The 20,978-nt window shown below is 65.5% G+C and carries 14 protein-coding genes; 1 reads left to right on the top strand and 13 read right to left on the bottom strand.

Features of this window, described 5'->3' with window-relative positions; translation table 11 throughout:
• Positions 1–198: 198 nt before the first annotated feature.
• The 3 genes from bchO to bchI are packed head-to-tail and all read right to left on the bottom strand — an operon-like array spanning position 199 to position 3,708.
• Positions 199–1,074, bottom strand: coding sequence for an alpha/beta fold hydrolase BchO (gene bchO, locus IOC82_RS05530; RefSeq protein WP_290545185.1), 876 nt, complete (start codon positions 1,072–1,074; stop codon positions 199–201).
• Position 1,075: 1 nt separating this feature from the next.
• Entirely contained in the window at positions 1,076–2,698 is a 1,623-nt protein-coding gene (locus tag IOC82_RS05525) for a magnesium chelatase subunit D (protein ID WP_290545184.1), read from the bottom strand.
• Positions 2,695–3,708, bottom strand: a complete 1,014-nt coding sequence (gene bchI / locus IOC82_RS05520) for a magnesium chelatase ATPase subunit I (RefSeq protein WP_290545183.1) — start codon at positions 3,706–3,708, stop codon at positions 2,695–2,697. Before bchI ends, IOC82_RS05525 begins: the two co-directional genes overlap by 4 nt.
• A gap of 79 nt (positions 3,709–3,787) precedes the next feature.
• Between bchI and IOC82_RS05515 the strand changes: the two genes are divergently transcribed.
• Complete coding sequence (locus IOC82_RS05515) at positions 3,788–4,360, top strand: DUF4202 domain-containing protein (RefSeq protein ID WP_290545182.1); 573 nt, start codon at positions 3,788–3,790, stop codon at positions 4,358–4,360.
• 29 nt (positions 4,361–4,389) lie between these two features.
• On the opposite strand, the gene IOC82_RS05510 is transcribed toward IOC82_RS05515, so the two are convergent.
• The 10 genes from IOC82_RS05510 to ccoG form a co-directional block, all read right to left on the bottom strand.
• Positions 4,390–5,151: an FkbM family methyltransferase gene (locus tag IOC82_RS05510; protein ID WP_290545181.1), complete on the bottom strand. Its 762-nt coding sequence runs from the start codon at positions 5,149–5,151 to the stop codon at positions 4,390–4,392.
• Positions 5,152–5,203: 52 nt separating this feature from the next.
• Positions 5,204–5,506, bottom strand: coding sequence for a hypothetical protein (locus IOC82_RS05505; RefSeq protein ID WP_290545180.1), 303 nt, complete (start codon positions 5,504–5,506; stop codon positions 5,204–5,206).
• 232 nt (positions 5,507–5,738) lie between these two features.
• On the bottom strand, positions 5,739–6,131 hold the full coding sequence (locus tag IOC82_RS05500; RefSeq protein WP_290545179.1) for an AGE family epimerase/isomerase: 393 nt from the start codon (positions 6,129–6,131) through the stop codon (positions 5,739–5,741).
• Between the two features lie 1,097 nt (positions 6,132–7,228).
• Entirely contained in the window at positions 7,229–8,437 is a 1,209-nt protein-coding gene (locus IOC82_RS05495; protein WP_290545178.1) for an AGE family epimerase/isomerase, read from the bottom strand.
• 361 nt (positions 8,438–8,798) lie between these two features.
• Positions 8,799–10,892 (bottom strand): penicillin-binding protein 1C, encoded by a 2,094-nt coding sequence (gene pbpC / locus IOC82_RS05490; RefSeq protein WP_290545177.1) that lies wholly within the window; start codon positions 10,890–10,892, stop codon positions 8,799–8,801.
• A gap of 1 nt (position 10,893) precedes the next feature.
• Complete coding sequence (locus IOC82_RS05485; RefSeq protein ID WP_290545176.1) at positions 10,894–16,110, bottom strand: alpha-2-macroglobulin; 5,217 nt, start codon at positions 16,108–16,110, stop codon at positions 10,894–10,896.
• Positions 16,111–16,409: 299 nt separating this feature from the next.
• Positions 16,410–16,562: a cbb3-type cytochrome oxidase assembly protein CcoS gene (gene ccoS / locus IOC82_RS05480; RefSeq protein WP_290545175.1), complete on the bottom strand. Its 153-nt coding sequence runs from the start codon at positions 16,560–16,562 to the stop codon at positions 16,410–16,412.
• A complete protein-coding gene (locus tag IOC82_RS05475) occupies positions 16,559–18,850 on the bottom strand; it encodes a heavy metal translocating P-type ATPase (RefSeq protein WP_290545174.1) in 2,292 nt (763 codons plus the stop codon). Before IOC82_RS05475 ends, ccoS begins: the two co-directional genes overlap by 4 nt.
• Complete coding sequence (locus IOC82_RS05470) at positions 18,850–19,332, bottom strand: FixH family protein (RefSeq protein ID WP_290545173.1); 483 nt, start codon at positions 19,330–19,332, stop codon at positions 18,850–18,852. Before IOC82_RS05470 ends, IOC82_RS05475 begins: the two co-directional genes overlap by 1 nt.
• Positions 19,333–19,336: 4 nt before the next feature.
• Positions 19,337–20,866 (bottom strand): cytochrome c oxidase accessory protein CcoG, encoded by a 1,530-nt coding sequence (ccoG, locus tag IOC82_RS05465; RefSeq protein ID WP_290545172.1) that lies wholly within the window; start codon positions 20,864–20,866, stop codon positions 19,337–19,339.
• Positions 20,867–20,978: the final 112 nt, after the last annotated feature.

The following is a 20,978-nucleotide window of genomic DNA, read 5'->3' as shown; positions in this document are numbered from 1 at the left end:
TTAAATCCGCTCAGCCGCAACACCTGTGGAAATGTGGACAAGGCTCCGCCTTGCCCACAGTCCCACAGGAGAACAAAAGACAAGAAGCGGACATTTGATGTGCTACCAAAACCGGACAAGTTAATTAGCTATCGACAGGGGGCAGAAGAAAGATGCGCGCAGGGTCTTATCACGCGGTGCGGGAGAGGACTGTCGCCGCTACCGCAGCACGAAGGACGCTGGGTCGGCGATGATGGCGGCCGCACCCGTCGGGTCCTCCTCGTGGGCGAGGTGGCCGAGGCCCTTGATTTCGACGAGGCTCGCCCTGGGCGCGAGCTTCGCGGCCTCGGCGGCGCGGGCGGGGGGGATGGTGCGGTCGCCGGTGGCGTAGGCGAGCGTGATGGGGACGGGGAGGTTTTTCAGGTCCTGCGGCACCCAGTGCAGGTCCCAGGCGGCCATCATGCCCAGCGTTCCCGCGATGTGGCCTTCGTTGGAGAAGAGCTTCTGGTAGAGCGTGATGCCTTCCGCGTCGATGGTGGAGCCGGTGTCGCGCAGCAGGCGCTCCACCGCCTTGCGGTCGGCCATCTTCGCGAACATCTTTTGCACGATGGTGGCGTTGGCGAAGGTCCTGGCGAGCGGCGAGAAGAACTGGCCCGCCACGCCGGTGACGGGGAAGAAAGCGCCGTTGAAGCTCACGATGTCATGCGGCGCGAGGAGGCGCTCCACCGCCATGCGCACGAGAACGGCGGCGCCGGCGGAGTGGCCGGCGGCGCGCACGGGGTTGACGTTCAGTGTCCGGAGCAAGATGGCGACGGCGGCGGCCATGCCGGGAAGCGACAGGCTGTTCTTGGATGGCGGCTGGGTGAAGGCGTGGCCGGGAAGGTCCACCGCCACCACGGTGTAGTGGGCGGCAAGTTTCTGCATCACGCCGCGCCAGGAGTGGGTGGCAGCGCCCGTGCCGTGGAGGAGGAGCAGGGCGGGGCCTTCGCCCATCACCTGCACGTGCCAGCGCATGCCAGCGGCCTCGACGAAGCGGCTCGCTGCGTGGTTGGGCCAGTCGCGGCCATCCCTGGCCCAGTCGAGGTAGTAGCCCATGTCAGGCCTTCATGGCGGCGTTGACGGAAGCCGAGATGCGCGAAGCATCGGCGTGGGGCAGTGGCAGATAATCGGCCCCCATGGCCCCGGCCAGCTTGGCCGCAGGGCCGGTGCGCGTGCCGGAAAGGTCGATCATCAGCGTCCTGAAACCGGCAAGCCGCAGCGCCTTGGCGGCGGCCTCGGCATCGCGCAGGGCCACCGCGCGATCAGCGGTGCCGTCCCGCGCGATGTTAGCCTTGCCGTCGGTGAGGAAGACAATAAGCGGGATGCCGCCGGAGCGGCGCACTTGGGTAGCCACCAGCATCGACTGCTCGATCCCCGCCGCGAGCGGCGTGCCACCGCCGCCGGGAAGATCGGCCAATGACTTCTTGGCGCGCTGCAGCGAGCGGGTGGGCGGCAGCAGGACGTCCGCCTGCTTGCCGCGGAAGGCGATCAGGGCCGTGCGGTCACGCCGCACATAGCAATCCGCGAGCAGCAACTCGATGGCGCCCTTGGCCTCCGCCATGCGGTGGAGTGCGGCGGAGCCTGACGCATCCACCACGAAGATCGCCGTCGTCTCGCGCTTCTCCTTGAAGCGGCGGATTCGGAAGTCGGCCTTCTCGACCTGCACGCCTTTTCGAATGGGGTTGCTGCGGCGGCGCAGCGGCTGCCATGGGGCGGCGGCGCGCAGCGTGTCGATCAAGGCGAGGCGGGCGCCGTTCTTCGGCTCGCCCTGGCGCGTGCCGGCGGGGCGGCCGCGCCGCAGGCCGGCCTTCTGCGAGACGGCACCGGCCCCGGCCTTGGAGCCGGGCTGGCGCAGGTTTTTCTCCAGTGCCGCGAGAAGGCCCGGCGGCAGTGACGCCTTGACCGCGTCAAGCAGGCGGTCGGCCAGTTCCCGCGGGGCGGGGGAACCATCCTCCTCGCCGGGTTCGGGCGCATCCTGCGGCGCGGGCTGGTCAGGCTCCTCCGCCGGCGGTGCGGGCCAGGTGACGGCGCGCGGCGCGAGGATGAGGCTTGCGGCAAGCCGTGCGTCGTCTTCATCCACTTGCCCGCGGCCATCCAGTGCCGCCGCCGCGCGCGCCGCGCGCAGCGCCATGACGGCGGGGCGGATGGAGGAGAGGCCCAAGGCCAGCGCCGTCTGGCACAGGCCTTCGGTGATGGCATCAGCGATCTCGACGAGCGGCAGGAGAGTGCGCGCCGCGCCGATGTCGATCTCCAACGGTTCGAAGCCGGTGAGGTCGAGCCTGAAGGCCACGCGCTCGGCGAGGATCGGCGGCGCATGCTCGCCGTCGATGCCTTCGTCATGGGCGATGATGGTGAAGGCGGCGCCATGGTCCATGGCGGCGGCGATGAGGGCGGCCTTGTCAGGCGACAGGCGTTCGGCGGAGGTGAGGAGCAGCAGGCCATCGGTCTCGGCGAGGAGGCCGTGGTCGTGCACCGGAGCGCCCGATTTCAACGTGGCGGCGACGTCGATCGAACCCGTGAGGCGGTCGATGCCGATGTGGGGGGGGATGCGATGGGTCCGGCGCTGCGAGAGATGGCGGAGCGATGCGAGAAAGGCGTCGGCCGGGCCCTTGACGATGGCGCCCTTCAGGCCCTCGGGGTCGAGGGCCAGGAGCGCGCAGGCGAGGGCCCCCCCGCTCACGCGCCGAACACTTCGGTGACCGCACGGTCGATGCGGGTGGTGGAGCCCGTCTCGTCCAGCGGATTGCGGCGCAGGCGGTGGCGCAGTGACGGCGCTGCCATGCGCTTCAGGTGATCGTCGGTGACGCGCTTGGCGCCGTCATAAGCCGCGAGCGCGCGGGCGGCGCGCATCAGCGTCAGCTGGCCGCGCAGCCCGTCGGTCTTGAGGTTGATGCAGAGTGCTGCGGCGCGCTCGAGGACCGCATCCGGCACCTCGACGCCGTTCAGATGCTTGCGGGCTTTGACGATGCGGCGGCGCGTCTGGTCTTCCTGCCTCTCCCACAGCGCGGTGAAGCCTTCCGGGTCGCGCTCGAAGGCATCGCGGCGCTTGACGATCTCGACCCAGGTCTTGACTTCCGTGGGCGTGCGCACCTCGACGGAGAGGCCGAAGCGATCGAGCAACTGCGGGCGGAGTTCGCCCTCTTCCGGGTTGCCGCTGCCCACCAGCACGATGCGGGCGGGGTGGCGGACGGAGAGCCCCTCGCGCTCGACCACGTTCTCGCCCGAGGCGGCGACGTCCAGCAGCAGGTCGACGATGTGGTCCTCCAGCAGGTTCACCTCGTCGACATAGAGATAGCCGCGGTTGGCCTGGGCCAGCAGCCCCGGCTCGAAGCTCTTCTCGCCATGCGACAGGGCGCGCTCGAGGTTGAGCGAGCCCAGCACCCGGTCTTCCGTTGCGCCGAGCGGCAGGTCGACGACGGGGATGGGAACCTTCCGCACCTTGTGGGTCTCGGTCTTGCGGCAGGCCTCGCACTGGGCGGAGGGGCTGTCCGGGTCGCAGTGATAGGCGCAGGAATTGGCCCTGATCTCCGGCAGCAGGGCGGCCAGCGCCCGCACCGCGGTGGACTTGCCCGTCCCGCGGTCGCCAAAGGCGAGGAGGCCGCCGATTAGCGGGTCCACGGCGGTGAGGAGCAGGGCCTGCAACAGCTCGTCCTGGCCCGCAATGGCAGAGAAGGGGTAGCGCAGTGTCATGGCGGTCTGTGTAACATGAAATAGACACAGGGCAAATGCGCCGGTTGCACGGGGGGCCGGGTTCGGCCAGTCTCGACCCATGCCAGACCAAGCACCTGACCGGCTCACCCGGGCCTATGCCCTGATCGATGCCGCCAATGCCCGCGACCCGGCGAGCCAGGCGGAGCTTTACGGGCGGCGGATGACGGAGACGCTGGAGAGCTTCCGGCCGGATGCGCCCGAGACGCTGAAGATCGCCGCGCGGGCCCAGCACATCGAGCGCTGGACCATTCCGCGCGCCTCCTATCCCGAAGGCCGTATCGCCTATCTCACCTGGCGCAAGGACCTGCAGAAGCTGCACGCCCGCCGCGCCGCCGAAATCATGGCGGAGTGCGGCTATGCGGAAGACGAGATCGCGCGTACTGGCGCGCTGCTGCGGAAGGAACGGTTGAAGCAGGACGCGGATGCGCAGACGCTGGAGGACGTGATCTGCCTCGTCTTCCTGGCCCACGAGGCGGAAGCCTTCATCGCCAGGCACGACGACGGCAAGGTCAGGGACATTCTGGCGAAGACCGCGAAGAAGATGTCAGCGGTGGGATTGGCGGCGGCGGGGTCAGTCCCGATGGGTGACCGGCTGCGCAGGCTTCTCGGCGAGGCGCTGACCCAAGGCTGAATGTAGCTTCCTCCCGCAATCCGAGCGGATCAGGAGCGGGTGGCGACGATCCAGCCACGGCTGTCCGTCTGGTTCCGCACGGATGTCGTGAAACCGCATTGCCCGAGTTTCTCGAGCAGCATGCGCTCCCCCGCCCCGCTGACCAGATCGCAGTGATAGAGCACGAGCAGCTTCTCGAACCTTGACAAGGTGGGGACATCTGCAGACATCAGGATCGGGAATTCCGCGCCCTCGCAATTGAGCTTGGCGAAGTCCACGCGTGGGATATTGCGCTCGAACAAATAGCGCGCGAGGGTGGCGCAGGCCACGCTCTCTGCCGGTCCGCTGAAATCGAAGGTCGTGGAGTCGCCCCAGCTCTCGCCCTCGGTCGCGAGATAGAGGCGGCAGTAGCCGTTTCTGTCGCCCAGCGCGAGGTGGTCGGCAACCACATTGTCGGCGCCATTCACGAAGAGGTTCGTTTTGAGCAATGCGAAGGTCTCGCGCCGCGCCTCGATGGCGCAGACCCGCGCCACGCGGCGGGACAGGAGCAGGGAGAAGTCGCCGAGATGCGCGCCCACGTCGAGAACCGTGTCGGAGCTCTTCGGCTGATACTCGGGAACGCCGCAGAGAAAGATGTCGTTCTCGAAACTGTGCGAGAGCACGGCTTCATCGGATGATGCCGTCCAGTGTGCAACCGTGAAGCCCATGTGGCGGCGGAGCTTCAGTGTCTTGGCCTTCTCGGCGCTGAAGCCGGCCATTTCGGCGAAATTCTGCGCCCGCTCCAGCAAACTCCGATCGTCAGGCTCTGCCACGTGGCCGTTCTCTCTTAGTCTGTCCGCGCCGATATGCCGGCCGGCGGGCGGTTCACTCGTGCTCGCCATCGTGCCGGCGACCGGAAAAGCGCGCAAAGACCTGGGGCTTCGCCGCGGCCGTCGACAGCACGGCAACGGTGATGGCCGCAGCACCGATCAGAAGGGCGTGGCCCACGATGCTGGCCGCGAGAAAGGCGTAGCTTCCGATGGCCAGCGAGAAGCAGACCGCCCACATCAGGCCCAGGCCCTGCAGCACGTAGTGGCGCATGGCGATGTCGGGAATGTTACGGAGCGGGCTCACCTCATGGTCGAAAATGAAGTTCCACGCATGAACGATAGGATTTTTGTTTTTCATCCGCCGTGTATGGGCGCTCTTGCCCCGCCAGGCAAGCTGCGTTTACTCGGGCCGGCAGGAGCATCACGCGCAACACGAAGATGACGCCTGCGCGTCAGGGCACAGGCTTTCGGGCAGGACCGCGGCGCAACTTGCTATAGCGGCGGGCGGTCAATTGACTCCATTAGGATTTCCCTCCCCACAAGGGGGAGGGAAAACGATCGCGATTCTATATGACCGGCCGCCGCTCTAGTCATTGGCTCTCGACCGCCTTCATCAGGCTGCCCGTCGCGGGGAACAGCGGGATCAGGCAGGCCTGGAGCGCGTGGTAGATGTCGGGCTTTCCCGTGAAAAAGCGGTCGATGGGCTTCAGGTCGCCGCCGAGTTCTGGATACCAGCCGCCATTGGCGGGGTCGATGAAGTGGGTGGCCGAGAAGTCCCAGACCTTGCGGTACCAGTGCTCGTAGAAGGGGTCGGGCTGCAGCGCGTTGAGGAAGGCGGCGGCGCCGATCGCTTCGGTGGCAGGCCACCAGATCTTGTGGGTGATGGCGGGTTTGTTGTCGAAGTCGAGCGTGTAGTGGAAGCCGCCTTTGGCCTCGTCCCAGCCGCGGGTGACGGCGCTGCGGCGTGCGGCTATTCCGATCACGAGATCGCCCGCACCGGCTCGCTGCTCCGGAAGGAGCGGCTGAAGCAGGATGCCGATGCGCAGACGCTGGAGGATGTGAACAGAGGGTTGATGGTGCGCTTAAGGGGTAGCGGTAATCAAGACATCTAGAGCAGTATTATCACATTGGTAATTGGCATGAGGCTCAACAACAAAGTAGAGGCTGTCCGCTGGAACGACGGACACTGCTGTACCGAAAACAGCTCCATGATTCCCGTTGGCAATAACTCCACTTCCAAGAACAGTTGTGTTCTTGTAGACAACCCACTTCACTCCATCGCCACAGTTAGGGTCTATATCGGAAAAACGGGCTAGAACGCGAACTGCACTGGTCGTACTTCCCGCCCATTTTACGATTACTGGTTGAGTAGGACTGGGATGCAGCGACACCAGTCCCTTAGTGAAGTTGGCAGTAACAGACGTGAAAGACAGACCGGGAACTATAACAACTCCAGTAGTAAAAACATTCCCCCAGTAAAAAACGTTGGTCGCAGACGTAAAGGTGAGTAAGGGCAAAGGTGTACCGACAGTGCCAGACCAGAACGACCAAGTTCCGACAGCATTACCCACATAGGACGGGACAATGGGATACCCAGGGATCGACATTACGTCCCTTGATAAGTTCCAGGACCTGGCGGGAGCAGCGAGCACGTTTACACTGCTCATCAAAACAAAAGAAGCTGCACTTAGTGCCATAAGGCGACGACGCAACATTTTGGCCTCCTTGCAAGTTAAAATTTTTAATAGCACATCGAAACACCCTCCGCAAGCTCGAAGTGTCGTGAGGGAAATCTGACATTCCCGATCCAAGGCCCATCGAGCTTATTTGCAAGGCCCTCAAGGGTCAGGTCGCCGCCCGCTTCGATCTGCTGCAACATCCACTCCCGATGGGACCTCTGATGTTGAGAGGAACATGCCCGCCGGTCTTGCCCAGCTTGACGCTGCCCGTCTTTCGATAGAGCGCCATCTAAAGCATGATCCGCAAAAGTGGAACCACTTTTGCGATAAAATCATGCTCAAGCTATTGATCTGGCGCATGTTCTTGTCGATCAGGTGAGTCCACCTGATCGGAACATGCGCTAGGCGCTGCTGACTGCATGCATCAGGCTGCCCGTCGCCGGGAACAGCGGGATCAGGCAGGCCTGGAGCGCGTGGTAGATGTCGGGCTTGCCGGTGAAGAACTTGTCGATCGGATTCAGATCGCCGCCCAATTCGCCATACCAGCCGCCATTGGCGGGGTCGATGAAATAGGTGGCCGAGAAGTCCCAGACCTTGCGGTACCACGCTTCGAGAAACGGGTCAGGCTTCAACTGGCTGAGGAACGCGGCAGCACCGATCGCTTCGGTGGCGGGCCACCAGATCTTGTGGGTGAGCGCTGGCCGGTTGTCGAAGTCGAGGGTGTAGAAGAAGCCGCCCTTTTCCGTGTCCCAGCCGCGGGTGACGGCGCTCTTGAACAGCTTCTGCGCGGCCTCGATGTGCCAGGCCTCCTTCCTGCCGTCGAGCACCCAGAGCTGGGCCATGAGGCGTGACCATTCGAGCCAGTGGCCCGGCGTGGTGCCGGCGGGGCGGAACATGTCGGAGCCCTTGTAGCCCTTGTCGATCTTCCACTGCGCGTCGAAATGCTCGGCCACCACATAGTCAAGCGAGACGGCGTGTGTGCCGATGATGAGGCTGGCGATGCGCTTGGCCTTGTCGAGATAGGCGGCATCCTGCGTTGCCTCGAAGGCGGCCATCAGCGCCTCGGTTAAGTGCATGTTGGAATTCTGGCCGCGGTAATCGGAGATCTTCGCCCAGTCGCGGGCATATTCCTCCGACACCGCACCGTAGTGTTCATCCCAGAAACGGGTGTTCAGCACGCCGGTGACGTCGGCAAGCATCTCCTTGCCGAGCGGGTGGCCGGTCATGCTGGCGTCCGCCGCGGCCAGCAGCACGAAGGCATGGCCATAGGCCTGTTTCGAATCGTCCCTGAAGCCCTCGTCGTCGAGCGACCAGCAATAGCCGCCATGCACGTTGTCGCGGTGGCCTTCCCACAGAAACCGCATGCCGTGATCGACAATGCTCTCCGCCCCCGGCCGGCCGAGCCTGGCGGCGATGGCGAAGCAGTGAACCATGCGGGCCGTTGAATGTATCTGACGCACGGCGCCGAAGGGCAGGCCCGCCGCATCGAGATCGTGGAAGCCGCCCTTCGGGTTGACCGAATTGTGCTGGAACAGATCGAACAGGGCATTGGCCTGGGCCTTCAGCCAGTCGCGGTGCCAGGGGCGGGTGGTCCAGTTGGTGTCGGGCATGGCAATCCTTCACTGCAGTCTCTCTGGACCTAGAGCATGATCCGCAAAAGTGGAACCGACTTTTGCGATAAGATCATGCTCAAGCTATCGATCTGGCGCATGTTCTTATCGATCAGGTGATTCCACCTGATCGGAACATGCGCTAGCATGAGTGGGCGCGCAAATGAACGTCCCAACTGGCGCATCGCGCCGGCACGTGAAACGAATAGGATTCCCCTCCCCCTCGTGGGGAGGGGCAGGGGTGGGGGGCCCACGAGTCCAGATTTTTGAACATCAGAGCCCGGGGACCCCCACCCTTAATCCCTCCCCACAAGGGGGAGGGAAACGCGATCCGGCCCGCTATGACTGCTCTCGGCTCTTGTCATTCGACGCGCACGCGCGCCGAGGCTGTTTTGCCTTTGGCGTCGATCACCGACAAGCGGGCAAATCCATCTGGCGGCTGGTCCCAGAAGGCATCGCGCCGGAATTCGCCCTGGGCAATGGGAATGCCGTCGGCGAGCCAGGTGAAGGGGGGCGTTCCGCCATAGACCTTGAGGCTGACGGCGGGAGCTTGATCGCCATCGAGGTCGATCCGCGCGCCATCGGGTGGGAAGGCGATCGTGGGCGGCGCATCGCGGCTGGCGGTGGCGACCTCCGGCAGGGCGTTGGGGCGGAAGCGCTGCAGATTGGCAGGAAGCTGATTGGTGGTGGCGATGACGGTGCCCGGAGGCGCGGGGCCCAGCGGCACACGTGATGCGCCGATGCGCTGGAAGGCCTCGAACAGAATAGGGGCAGCGGCGATGCGGCCGATGACGCCGGGCACCGCCGCGCCATCCGGCCGGCCGGCCCAGACGGCAATGGTGTTGGCGCCGTCATAGCCCACCGCCCAGGCATCACGGTAGCCATAAGAGGTGCCGGTCTTGAAGGCGATCTGGCCCCCCAAGGCATTCTGCGGCGTGGGCGCGCCCTTAAGCACGTCGCCGATCATCCAACTGGCGTTGGGCTCGAACAGGCGGCGCAGTGGCTTGGCATTGCGCTTTTCCGACAGCTGCCAGCTGAGTTGGACCGGCTCGCCGCCGCGGGCCAGCGCCACATAGAGGGCGGCCAGATCGGTGAGGCGCACGCCCGCACCGCCGAGGCCCACGGCGAGGCCGGGGCCGGCATTCTGCGGCAGCACCAGTTTCACGCCCGCGTTGGTGAGGCGCGCCATGAGGCGGTCGGCGCCGATGCCATTGAGGACCTGCAGCGCGGGCACATTGAGCGACTGCTGCAGCGCGGTGCGCACCGTGACGGTGCCGTGGAAACTATCGTCGAAATTCTCCGGCGCATAGGCGCCGTAACGCACCGCGCGGTCGTCGATGAGCGTTTCGGGGTGGACGAGGCCATCCTCGAAGGCGAGGCCATAGATGAAGGGCTTCAAGGTGGAGCCCGGCGAGCGCAGCGCATTGGCAAGGTCCATCTGACCCGCGCGCAGCGTATCGAAATAGCCCGTGCCGCCGACATGGGCGCGGACTTCGCCGGTCTCGTTGTCGACGACGAGGATGGCGGTGGCGACACCGGAGCCGATGAGCAGCGCGCGGTCCCGTGCCAGGGTTTCGAGCGAGGCCTGCAGATCGCGGGCAATGGTGGTTTCCGCCACCGCGCCGGGTGGTGCGGATTTGGCGATGTGTTCGGCCACGTGTGCTGCCAGCATGGGAAAGGCGAGGCGGCCTTTCGGCGCATCTTCCGATGCGGCGGCCTCCGCCTGATCGGCATTGACGATGCCAGCCGCGTTGAGGAGCGCGATGACGCGGTTGCGCGCGGCGATGGCCTGCCTCGGGAAGCGGTCGGGGCGGCGCGTCTCGGGTGCCTGCGGCAATGCCACGAGCAGGGCCGACTCGGCGGTAGAGAGCCGCTTCGGCTCCTTGCCGAAATAGGCGAGAGATGCCGCACGCGTGCCCTCGATGTTGCCGCCATAGGGGGCGAGTGCGAGGTAAAGGTCGAGGATCTGCTGCTTCGACAGCAGGCGCTCGATCTGCAGTGCACGGACCATTTCGGCGAGCTTGTCAGAGACGCTGCGCGCGGGGCGCGGTTCGAGCAGGCGCGCCACCTGCATGGTGATCGTCGATCCGCCGGAAACGACATGGCCATGCGTTGCGGCCTGCCATGCCGCGCGAAGCAGGGCCCAAGGGTCAACGCCCGCATGCGCGTAGAAGCGCTTGTCCTCATAGGCGATGAGCATCGCGAGGAAGCGCGGGTCGACATCCTTCGACGTGACGGGCAGACGCCAGTAGCCATCCTTCGTGATGAAGGGGCGGAGCAGCTTGCCGTCCTTGTCCGTCACCAGCGTCGAATAGGTGATGCCCTTGCCGAGGGGCACCGGCCCCAGGCGACGCAGCACCTCGCTTGCCGTGAAGCCCGCGGCGTTGACCGCGAGGATGCCGGCAAGCAGCCCCGCATAGAGGCGCAAGGGCCATCTGCTGCGGGGCGTCTTCATGTCAGGGCGCCGTCACCGTCACGCTGCCGGTAACGGTGCGGGCGTTGAGTTCGGGGCGGTACATGTCCTCCACCGTCGCACCCGGGTGCACGTAAACGCCGGGCGAAACGGCGCGCACCATATAGGCGAGCTTGGCGGTGGAATTGGTGAAGCTTGCCACGAAACGATCATCCCGGAACTCTGTGTAGGACGCGTTGGTGGTGTCCGAGAGCCAGGCGAAACTTGCCGTCGAGCCGGAGGAGACGAGCGTGGGGTTCTCGATCTCGAAGCCGGCGGGCAGCTTGTCGACGAGCAGGTAGTTGCCGTTCTCGTCCACGCCATGCTGTTTCATCACGCTCAGTACCGCGACGAGGCGGGTGTTCTGCTTGACGGTTGCAGGGTCCACCGGCTGGCCATCGGGCGTGAAATACTTGCGCTCGATCAAGAGGCCGTTGCTGGCCGCGGGCTCCGGCACGAGGGGCGAGCCGGAGACGGCGACGACGGCGCGCACCAGATTGGGCCCTATGTTCGTCACGGCCACATCCTTAGCAAGGGCAGCGGCATAATAGACGTGGTTGAAGGCGCCCTCATGCGGCGCGCCGTCGATGTCGATGCGGATGGTCTTGTCCTCCTTCAAAACAGCGCGGGCGGCGAGCGCCATCCATGCCATTTCCTGGGTTGAGGTATACTTGGTCCTGGCGCCCTCCACCCTGATCACCCACATCGCGGTTTTGATGACCTCGGGCTTTGCCTTCGATTCGGTGGCGAGCGCTAGGGTCGCCGAGGCATCGCGCAGCACGCTGCCATAATCCGCGCGGTATACCGGATTGTTTGTAGACTCAATGTCAATGGCGAGATTTCTCGTGGCGGTGGTGAAGGCGGAATCGGCGCGATCCCGGTCGCCAAGTATCGCAAGAGCCGCGCCGATCTGCGCTTGGGCGAGTCTCGTGCCGAAATTGGCCATCTTGGTGTCCGCTAGGTACTTGAGGTCACCCACCGGGGCGCGACCGGCGCGCGCAAGCACATAGAGTGCATAGGCCATGTCCTGGCCGCCGCCGTCCTCGATGTCCGGCGCGTTGCCGACCGTATTGCGGAGGTAGTCGAGGCTGGAGACCAGCACGTCTTCCGGCATGACATAGCCCTTTTCGCGGGCGCGCAGCAGGAAGTCGGTCACATAGGCTGTGAGCCACAGGCTCGAGTCGCTTTCATAGGCCGACCACAGGCCGAAGGCGCCCGACTGCGTCTGACGGTTAACGAGGCGGGTGACGGCCTTCTGAATACGGTCGTTGAGATCGGCGTCGAGCTGCTTTGGATCGACGCCCAGATCGCTCAAATAGAGCAGCGGCAGGGCACGGCTCACCGTCTGCTCCGAGCAGCCGTAAGGGTAAATGTCCAGCTGCTTTATGATGCCCGCGGCATCGATCTGCGGCAGCGTACTAATCGAAAGGGCAACTGAGCCGGTGCCGGGCACCGTCTCGGCGAGGAGGTCTTTGGAGAGCTTGAAGGTTCCGCCCCTGCCTTTAGGAAGCATCGTGGTGCGCCGCGTCACCATCGGGTTCGCCGGCTCGACGCCGAGCGCGAACTCCTGGTCGAGCAATATGTCGCCCGGGCCTTTCAAGGTGGCCACGATGCTGGCCGTGCCGTAGCTCGCGCCCTTCACCGGCACGATAACCGTGGTGCGCGAGCCAGCGGCGCCGAGCGTGATCTTCTGGATCGCGGTATTGGCTTCGGGCGTCACCGGGCCGTCGATCGAGACGCCGAGCGTGTAGTCGCCCGCAGGGCCTTCGGCATTGACGATGTCGAAACGCAGTTGCGAGGAGTCTCCCACCGCCAGAAAGCGCGGCAGCGTGCCCGAGACGACGACCGGGTCACGCGCAATCACATCCTTCGCGGCGTGGCCGACCTTGGTTTTCGACCAGGCCACCGCCATCACCCGGATGGCGCCGTTGAAGGCGGGAATGTCGAAGTCGATGGAGGCCGTGCCGTCATCGCCGACCTTGACGATGCCGGAATAGAGCGCCAGCGGCTTCTGGGCGGGCGGCGGCGCGTTGAAGGCTGCCCCTCCATCGCCACCCGAGCGCAGCTTGCCGCGCTCGCCCTGCATGCCGTCGATGAGCATGCCATAGATGTCGCGCAGCTGGGCGGAGAGCTGCTTCTGGTCAAAGTAGAAGTTGTCCGGCGCCGGCGGGTCATAACGCGTGAGGTTGAGGATGCCGACGTCCACCGCCGCCACGGTGATGAAGGCCTCCTCGCCGGCGGCGAGGTTACCGATCCTGACGGGCACGGTGAGCTTGCTGCGCGGCTTCATCAGCTCCGGCGTGTCGAGCGCCACATCGAGGGTGCGCGCCGCGCGGTCGATGCCGAACCAGGCAAGCCCCATGGCGCGCGACGGCATGCGCTTGGCCTTCACGTCCATCGGCTTATAGAGGCTCGCAAGCACATAGGCGCCCGTACCCCAGCCGTCACCCACGGTGAAGGTGAGCGTGGCGCCGCCTTCGGGCACATCGACCTGCTGCGTGGCCAGAAGCTTCTCGCCCACGATCTGCACTGTGGCTTTGCCGGCATAGCGGGCGTCAATCTTGACGCTGATCGTGTCGCCGGTCTTCACATCCGACTTGTCGAGCGCCACCTTCAGCGTGTCGGGCGTATCGGCCTTGGAGGTGTTGCCGGAGTAATAGCCCGAGGCGAAATCGACGGAGGCGGGCGTGATGCCCGGCGCACCGATCTCGAGGCGGTATTCGCCCCAGGAGAGGGTCTGCGCGAAGGCGGTGGGCTTGCCGCCGCCAAGGTCCAGCGAGCCATTGGCGATCTTGGAGGTGCGCGTGACGGCCTCCCACTGCCACTGGCCGTCGGTGTTGAACCACTGCCAGTCACGCACCAGGCGCTTCAGCGTCCAGGTGGCGCCCTTGACGGGCTTCAGCTTGCCGTCCGGGTCCACCGCGATGAGCGAGAAGGAGGCGGGCTGACCTTCGGGTGCCGCACCATCTTCGAAGTTCGGCCTGATGCCGATCATCGGCTGTTTCGCTTCGATGGGCAGGCTCGCGGTGCGCTCGACGGCGCGGCCGCCGGGCTCGCGCATGCGCACCGAGACGTCGGCCTTCAGCGGCTGCGAGGTGACGGGAAGCTCAGGGAGCGTGATCTCGATGCCGGCATGGCCGTTGATGTCGGTTTGCGGCAGGTCGGCTGCTGTCACCTGGATCGGGTCGAGGCGCTCGTCCATCAGGCCGAAGCTATAGGCTTTCCAGTCTGGGAAGGGGGTTTTGTCGGCATTGACGATCAAGCTGGCCTCGAGCTCCAGCCCCGCGCCGGGGGCGCCAAAGAGATAGCGGCCGTCGACCGTCATCTTCAGCGTGTCCCTGACCTTGGGCGTCTTCGACACGAGGTCGAACGCGATGCGGTCGGGGATGTAGTCCTCGACGAGGAAGGAGGTCTCGCCCACCGGGTCGCCCGCCGGGTCGGTATAGGCCTTGATGCGCCAGGTGCCGCCTTGCGCGCCTGGCGCGATCGCGAAATCTTTCGCGAAGCCGCCAGCCCCCTTGTCGTCAAGCTTCTGGGTGAGGAAGGCGACGCCATCCGGGCGCTCGACCACGAAGGTGAGCGGGAGGCCGGCGATGGCATTGGCCTTGTCGTCCCTCAGCAGCACGGTGGCATGCACCGTCTCGCCGCGGCGATAGACGCCGCGCTCGGCATAGACGAAGGCGTCGACCGCGGCGGACGGCGCGCGGCCGGTGACGCCGCGGTCGGTCAGGTCGAAGGCGGGCTGCTGCAGGTCGAGGAAGGTATAGTCGTTGTCCGCCGACTGCGCCACGACGAGGGCGGGGGCCTGGCCGCCATCGCCCTTCATCAGCCCCGAATCGAACAGCACATTGCCCGACACATCGGAGGCCGCTTCGCCCAGCACCTCGTTGTTGCGCGCGATGAGGCGGACCTTCGCGCCGCCGATCGGGTCTGCCGTGGCGATCGAGCGGAGGCTGACATGCAGCCCGTCCTTGCCGGACATGGTGGCGAGACCTAAGTCGGAGACGACGAACCACTGGGTGGCGACGCTGTCATATTCGTCGGGCGAACGTGACGCGGGGGACGCCGCCATCACATAGAGGCCGGGCTCGAGCTTGCCCATGGCCTCGTCCACCGGAATGGCGGTGGTGATGTCCTGGTTCTGGGGGCTGGGCGTTTCGAGTGTGCCCTGCCAGACGAGCCTGCCGTTTTCGCGGGCGATCCGCGAGGCGGAATAGCCTGCGATCTGGCCGCGGAAGTCATAGCCCAGCACGCTGCCGATCAAGTTGCGGTCGCCGATGCGGTAAAGCTTGAGGCTCGCTTGCGTGCTGTTGACCGAGATCAGCGGAATGCCGGTCTGGCCGGTGCGCGGCAGCACATAGGCGTTGCCGGTGAAGCGCACGGACGGCGCGCGGTCACGCACGTAGAAATCGAAGGTCACGTCCTTGGCCAGCGTATCGTCAGTGGCGTTGGGCAGGCCCTGGCGGGCGGTGATGGAATAACGCTCGCCATATTTCAGGCCTTCAACACAGAGCCGTGTTCCTTCCGCCGTGACGGCGGCGACGGGGCCGGGATCCTGCGTGAAGTAGGACGTGAAATCTGTCACCGTGCGTGACACCGGCTCCGACATTTCGAAGCAGGCCCGCGGCGGTGCGGCATCGGTGTCGACCTTGTAGTCCGAGACGCGGAATCCATGGTCGGCGCGCATCTGGTCGAAGGCCTGGCGGATGGCGGGGTCTTCCTGCAGCTTGAGGCTCTCCTTGTAGGCAGTGAGTGCGGGGCGCCACATCTCGCGCTTGGCGAAGCCTTGGGCCGCGAGGTTGAGGGCGATGGCTTCCTGCTTCGGGTCGCTTTCCAGCAAATAGGCCTTGAGGGCCGCGCCGATGAGCTTGGAGGGCAGGGTGTAGCCGTCGGAATCATTAATCGGCGTGGCGGCGGAGAGTTGCTGCGCGAGGTCGAGCCACAGCGTGCCGTTGGTGGGCTGCTTGGTCAGCAACTGCTCGATCGAGGCGGCGGCGAGGCGGGCATTGTTGGCGGCGCGGGCAGCGGCGAGATCTGCCTGGATCTCGGGTTGGGTTCGCTTCAGATCCTTCGCAATCCTGGCCAAATCGTTATCGTAGTCCTGCAGGTACCAGTTGAACTGGTCCACTGGGAAGGGCTTGGCGGCTTCAGAGGGTGAGGCGGCGAGGACGAACGAGAAGAAGGCGGCGAGGAGGAGGACGAGAGTGTTGAAGCTGTGCACCAGTGTCCTCTCCCGCAGGGCGGGAGAGGAAGGGGCCCCAACGCAGTTGGGGGAGGTGAGGGGACGCAGGCGCCGGCGGTGTGGCTGCGGCCCCTCATCTCCCCGTTGCGTTTCGCAACGGGTCCCGTCTTCTCCCGTTGGAGAAACGGGAGAAGACGTCAGGAAATCGCCAGGCGCCAACATCGGGGGCTCTCCGCAAGCATCGGGTGAAGCGTGGAGGAAGTGTCCGTCCGCCGCCGCCCGGTTGTCAATCAGGCGGATGACAGTTTCACCGGCTTTGCGGCGGAATTACAGTGGCGTCACGGCTTCGGGGTGTCGTCGTCCTGCAGGATGCGCCAGGCGGCGCCTTCGAGGTCGTCGTACTGGCCGGACTTCAAGGACCAGATGAAGGCGGCAAGCCCGATGCCGCCCATGAAGAGCGCGATGGGGATCAGGTAGATCAAAACGTTCATGCGGCGTCCCTCAGGGCTTTCGCGCCGGGCGCGGTGTCTGCGCGGAGCCTGGCAAAGCCCGGTTCGGCTGTCCTGCCCAGGCCCACGCGGAGCGCGTTGGCGATGACGATGATGGAAGAGGTGGACATTGCAACCGCAGCGACCAGCGGGGATACGAAGCCCGCCATGGCCAGCGGCACGGCCAGCACGTTGTAGCCCACCGCGAGGACGAAGTTTTCCTTCGCGATGCGCTGGGTGCGGCGGCCGATCTTGACGGCATTGGCGACGGCTGCGGCCGACTCGCCCATCCAAACGGTTTCCGCCGCTGTGCGCCCGATGTCGGAGGCGGACGACGGCGCCATGGAGGTGTAGCCCGCCGCGAGGGCGGGCGCATCATTGATGCCGTCGCCCACCATCAGAACCTTCTTTCCCGCCTTGGTAAGGGCATCGACATAGGCAAGTTTTGCCTGCGGGCTGGCGCGGGAGACGGCGCTGCCGATCCCCACGGCCTCAGCCACGCGGGTGACGGCGGCCTGGCGGTCGCCCGAGAGCAGGTGGACGGCAAGGCCCATCTGCTTGAGCGCAGCAACGGTCTCGGCGGCATCGGGGCGGAGCTGGTCCTCGAACTGGAACAGATTGGGCGGCTTGGCCCCCCGCCGGAAGGCGAATTCAAGCAGGCCCTGGTCCTCCGCACTCTCCTCCATGCGGCACCAGGCACGGCTGCCGAGCTTAACGGGTTCGCCCATGTAGGTGCCGGAGAGGCCGAGGCCGGGATGCTCCGCGATGTCGATGACGGCAAGCGGGGCAAGGCCGCGCTTCGCCACCTCGTGCACCAGCGCGCGGGAGAGCGGATGCTTCGAAGCCTGGGCGAGGCCAGCGGCGAGGGCGAGCGTACCGGTGGAGACCATCAGCGGGGAGACAAGCGCGGGTTCGCCTTTGGTGAGCGTGCCGGTCTTGTCGAAGATGACGGTGTCGACGCCAGACAACTTCTCCAGCGCCGCGCCATCCTTGATCATCACGCCGGAGCGGAACAGACGTCCGCTCGCCACCACCTGCACGGCGGGAACGGCCAGCCCCAGCGCGCAGGGGCAGGTGATGATGAGCACGGCAATCGCCGCCATGATGGAATTGTGCCAGCCATTGCCCAGAACCAGCCAGGCGATGAGCGTGGTGGCCGCCAGGGTGTGGACCGCGGGGGAATAGAAGCGCGCCAGCCGGTCGGCGATGCGGATGTAGCGCGACTGGCCCTGCTCGGCGGAGGCCATGAGCCGCACCAGTTCGCTCAAGAAGGTGTCGTTGCCGGCCGCGGTGATCTCCACCGTGATGGGGCCGGTGACATTCATCTCGCCCGCATGGACGAGCGAGCCCGGCTTCACCGTTTCGGGAGCCGTCTCGCCCGTCAGCAGCGAGCGGTCCATGTCGGAGGCCCCTTCGCGGATGAGGCCATCGGCGGGAAGCCGGTCACCCGCTGCGACGGCCACCAGCATGCCCGGTTTGAGTTCCCGCGCCGGCACGTAGCGCCGCGTGCCGTCGTCCGCGATAACGGAGGCGCCCTCCGACGACAGCGAGATGAGCTGCGAGATGGCCGAGCGGGCGCGGGCGCGCATCAGGTGGTCGAGGTAGCGCCCGGCGAGCAGGAAGAAGAGGAGCGTGACGGAGGCATCGAAATAGGCGTGTTCGGCGCCGTTGATGGTCTCGAACAGGCTCATGAAGGAGGCGAGCAGCACGCCCAGCGAAATCGGCACGTCCATGTTGACGCCGCCCAATCGCAGCGCGCTCACCGCCGAATAGAAGAAGGGGCGGCCCGCATAGGCGACGGCGGGAAGGGCGATCATCGCCGAAAGCCAGTGGAACAGATCGCGCGTGGCGCCCTCCGCCCCCGACCAGACGGAGACCGACAGCAGCATGACGTTGGAGGCCGCGAAGCCCGCCACCGCAAGGGCGCGCAGCAGCCGCGCATTTTCCGTGTCGTCCTTGGTGAGGCCGGTCTCGCGCGGGTCGAAGGGGCGGGCCATGTAGCCCAGGAAACCGAGGCGGTCGATCAGCGCCTGCGGCGCGATGGCGCCATCCTCGTAGACGACGGCCACGCGGCGGCCGGTGAGGTTGACGCGGACGGATTTCACGCCGGTGAGTGCGCCGAGGTCGGCTTCGATATGCGGCATCGCCTCCGGCCTGTTGGCCTGCGGCACCAGGAACTCGATGCGTTTCAAACCGGGGCCAGCGGCGGAAATCCAGCGTGCCGCATCCTCGCCCTCCAGCGTGAAGGGCTGGAAGTATTCGCCGTCGAGGGTGCAGCAGGGAAGGGTCATCAGGGGTTCACGACGAAGCGGAAGATCTTGTGATAGCCGGCAACGCCGCCGCCCTTGCCATCGATCTCGACCTCCCACAGGCCGGGCCCCAGACGGGCAGGGGCGGAATAGAGGCCCGAGCCCATCCAGGCGAAAGTGAGCTGCTGGTCTTGCCTGTCGGTGACAGTGCGCTGCAGCCTGCCGGTGAGGTTGAGGGTGTCGATGCTGGCGCCCTTGGCGTCGGCGAAGGCGACCGTCACGCTGTCTCTGTCGTGGGAGAAGCCGACGTTCCAGCCGAGCGCTTCCTGGGCCTTGGCCCTGGCGAGATCGCTGTTGAAGGACTGGCTCGCCACATAGCCGTTCTCGACCACCAGGCCCGACCACGTGGCGTTGGCGAGATAGGCCATCAAGAAATTGACGCCGAAGATCACGCCGAAGAAGGCGACGATCATCGCCAGCACGTGATGGCCCTTCAGTTCCTTTTCGGCGCGTGCCATGGACATAATCTTACTCCTTGCCGTTGGGGCCGTGGAAGAGGGCGTCATAGGTCTTGGATTCGGGCGCAGCGCCATCCTTCCGGTACAGCTCCTCGACCTTGAATTCGAAATTGCTGCGTTCCTTCGTGATGATCGCGGGGTCATCGGTCGAGACATAGATCTTGACCGCCTTGAGCTTGTCGGGGTCCACGGGGATCTCGAAGCTCGTGCCCTTGGCGCCGGTGTCGCCCACCATTTCCATCGTTGCGCCGGGGAGGCCGTCCACTGACAGGCGGAAGGTGCGGGGCTCCTGGCGCTTGTTGAGGATCTTGACCGTATAGCCGTTGCGGATAGCGCCATCGGACAGCGTCACGTAGAGCGGGTTCCTGTCCGGCACCACGTTCACGTCGAGCTGTGTGCGGTGGACGAGGGTGAAGAGCATTGCGAGGCCGACGCCGGCCCAGGCGGTGAAATAGATGATCGTCCGCGGGCGGATGAGATGGCGCCAGCTCCAGTGCTCGTTCTTGCCGGCCACGTTGGCGGCATAAAGATCGGACGTCGTGTAGTTGATCAGGCCGCGCGGTTTGCCGGTCTTGTCCATCACGGCATCACAGGCGTCGATGCACAGCGCGCAGTTGATGCACTCGAGCTGGTTGCCGTCGCGGATGTCGATGCCCATCGGGCAGACGGCGACGCAGGCGTTGCAGTCCACGCAGTCGCCGGCCTTGAGACCCTGTGCCTCCGCCTTCTTGCGGCCCGCGTGGCGTGGCTCGCCGCGCCAGGCATTGTAGGTGACGATGAGCGATTCTTCGTCCAGCATCGCGCCCTGGATGCGCGGCCAGGGGCACATGTAGGTGCAGACCTGTTCGCGCATGAAGCCCGCGAAGGTAAAGGTGGTGGCCGTCAGGACGGCGATGGTGAAATAGGCGACCGAGGGCGCCTGGCCGGTGACGAGGTCATGAAACAGGCTGGGCGCGTCGGCGAAGTAGAACACCCAGAAGCCGCCGGTCGCAATGGCGATCAGCAGCCAGACGAACATCTTGAGGGCGCGCTTCGAGAGCTTGGAGACAGACCATGGGGCCGCATCGAGCTTGATGCGGGCATTGCGGTCGCCCTCGATCTTGCTCTCGACCCAGATATAGAGGTCGGTCCACACTGTCTGCGGGCAGGCATAGCCGCACCAGGCGCGGCCGAACAGTGAGGTGACCAGGAACAGGCCGACGCCGGCCATGATGAGCAGGCCCGCGATATAATAGAATTCCTGAGGCCAGATCTCGATGAAGAAGAAATAGAAGCGGCGGTTGGCCATGTCGATGAGGATGGCTTGGTCCGGCGCATCGCCGGGCCTTGTCCAGCGCAGCCAGGGCGCCACGTAATAGATGCCGAGCAGGACGATGAGCAGCGTCCATTTCAGCCGGCGGTAGAAGCCATGCGCCTCCTTGGGGTGGATCGCCTCGCGCGAGGCATAGAGGGAACGGTTCTCGGCCTTGTTGACCGGAACGGCACTTTCCCTGTCGACCTCCTGCGGAGTGTCGAGCGTGTTGATAATCCGAACCATCATTCCCCTCGGAAACCCGGCTTTCCATTAGCAGATACTAATAGAACCGAAATCCGCCGTCTGCAGTGTGGCCGGAGGCCGCATGCCGTGATGTGATGGCATGCGGCCTCGCTGG

This window comes from Aestuariivirga sp. (assembly GCF_020252395.1).
GTDB lineage: Bacteria > Pseudomonadota > Alphaproteobacteria > Rhizobiales > Aestuariivirgaceae > Aestuariivirga.
The sequence above is the reverse complement of the archived record's forward strand: the minus strand, read 5'-3'. Positions and strand labels throughout refer to the sequence as shown.

What these genes read in the sequence shown, in the direction of transcription:
- bchO (WP_290545185.1), bottom strand. Translation starts at nt 1,074, where the DNA reads ATGGGCTACTACCTCGACTGGGCCAGGGATGGCCGCGACTGGCCCAAC.
- bchI (WP_290545183.1), bottom strand. Translation starts at nt 3,708, where the DNA reads ATGACACTGCGCTACCCCTTCTCTGCCATTGCGGGCCAGGACGAGCTG.
- IOC82_RS05515 (WP_290545182.1), top strand. Translation starts at nt 3,788, where the DNA reads ATGCCAGACCAAGCACCTGACCGGCTCACCCGGGCCTATGCCCTGATC.
- IOC82_RS05505 (WP_290545180.1), bottom strand. Translation starts at nt 5,506, where the DNA reads ATGAAAAACAAAAATCCTATCGTTCATGCGTGGAACTTCATTTTCGAC.
- IOC82_RS05495 (WP_290545178.1), bottom strand. Translation starts at nt 8,437, where the DNA reads ATGCCCGACACCAACTGGACCACCCGCCCCTGGCACCGCGACTGGCTG.
- pbpC (WP_290545177.1), bottom strand. Translation starts at nt 10,892, where the DNA reads ATGAAGACGCCCCGCAGCAGATGGCCCTTGCGCCTCTATGCGGGGCTG.
- ccoS (WP_290545175.1), bottom strand. Translation starts at nt 16,562, where the DNA reads ATGAACGTTTTGATCTACCTGATCCCCATCGCGCTCTTCATGGGCGGC.
- IOC82_RS05475 (WP_290545174.1), bottom strand. Translation starts at nt 18,850, where the DNA reads ATGACCCTTCCCTGCTGCACCCTCGACGGCGAATACTTCCAGCCCTTC.
- IOC82_RS05470 (WP_290545173.1), bottom strand. Translation starts at nt 19,332, where the DNA reads ATGTCCATGGCACGCGCCGAAAAGGAACTGAAGGGCCATCACGTGCTG.
- ccoG (WP_290545172.1), bottom strand. Translation starts at nt 20,866, where the DNA reads ATGATGGTTCGGATTATCAACACGCTCGACACTCCGCAGGAGGTCGAC.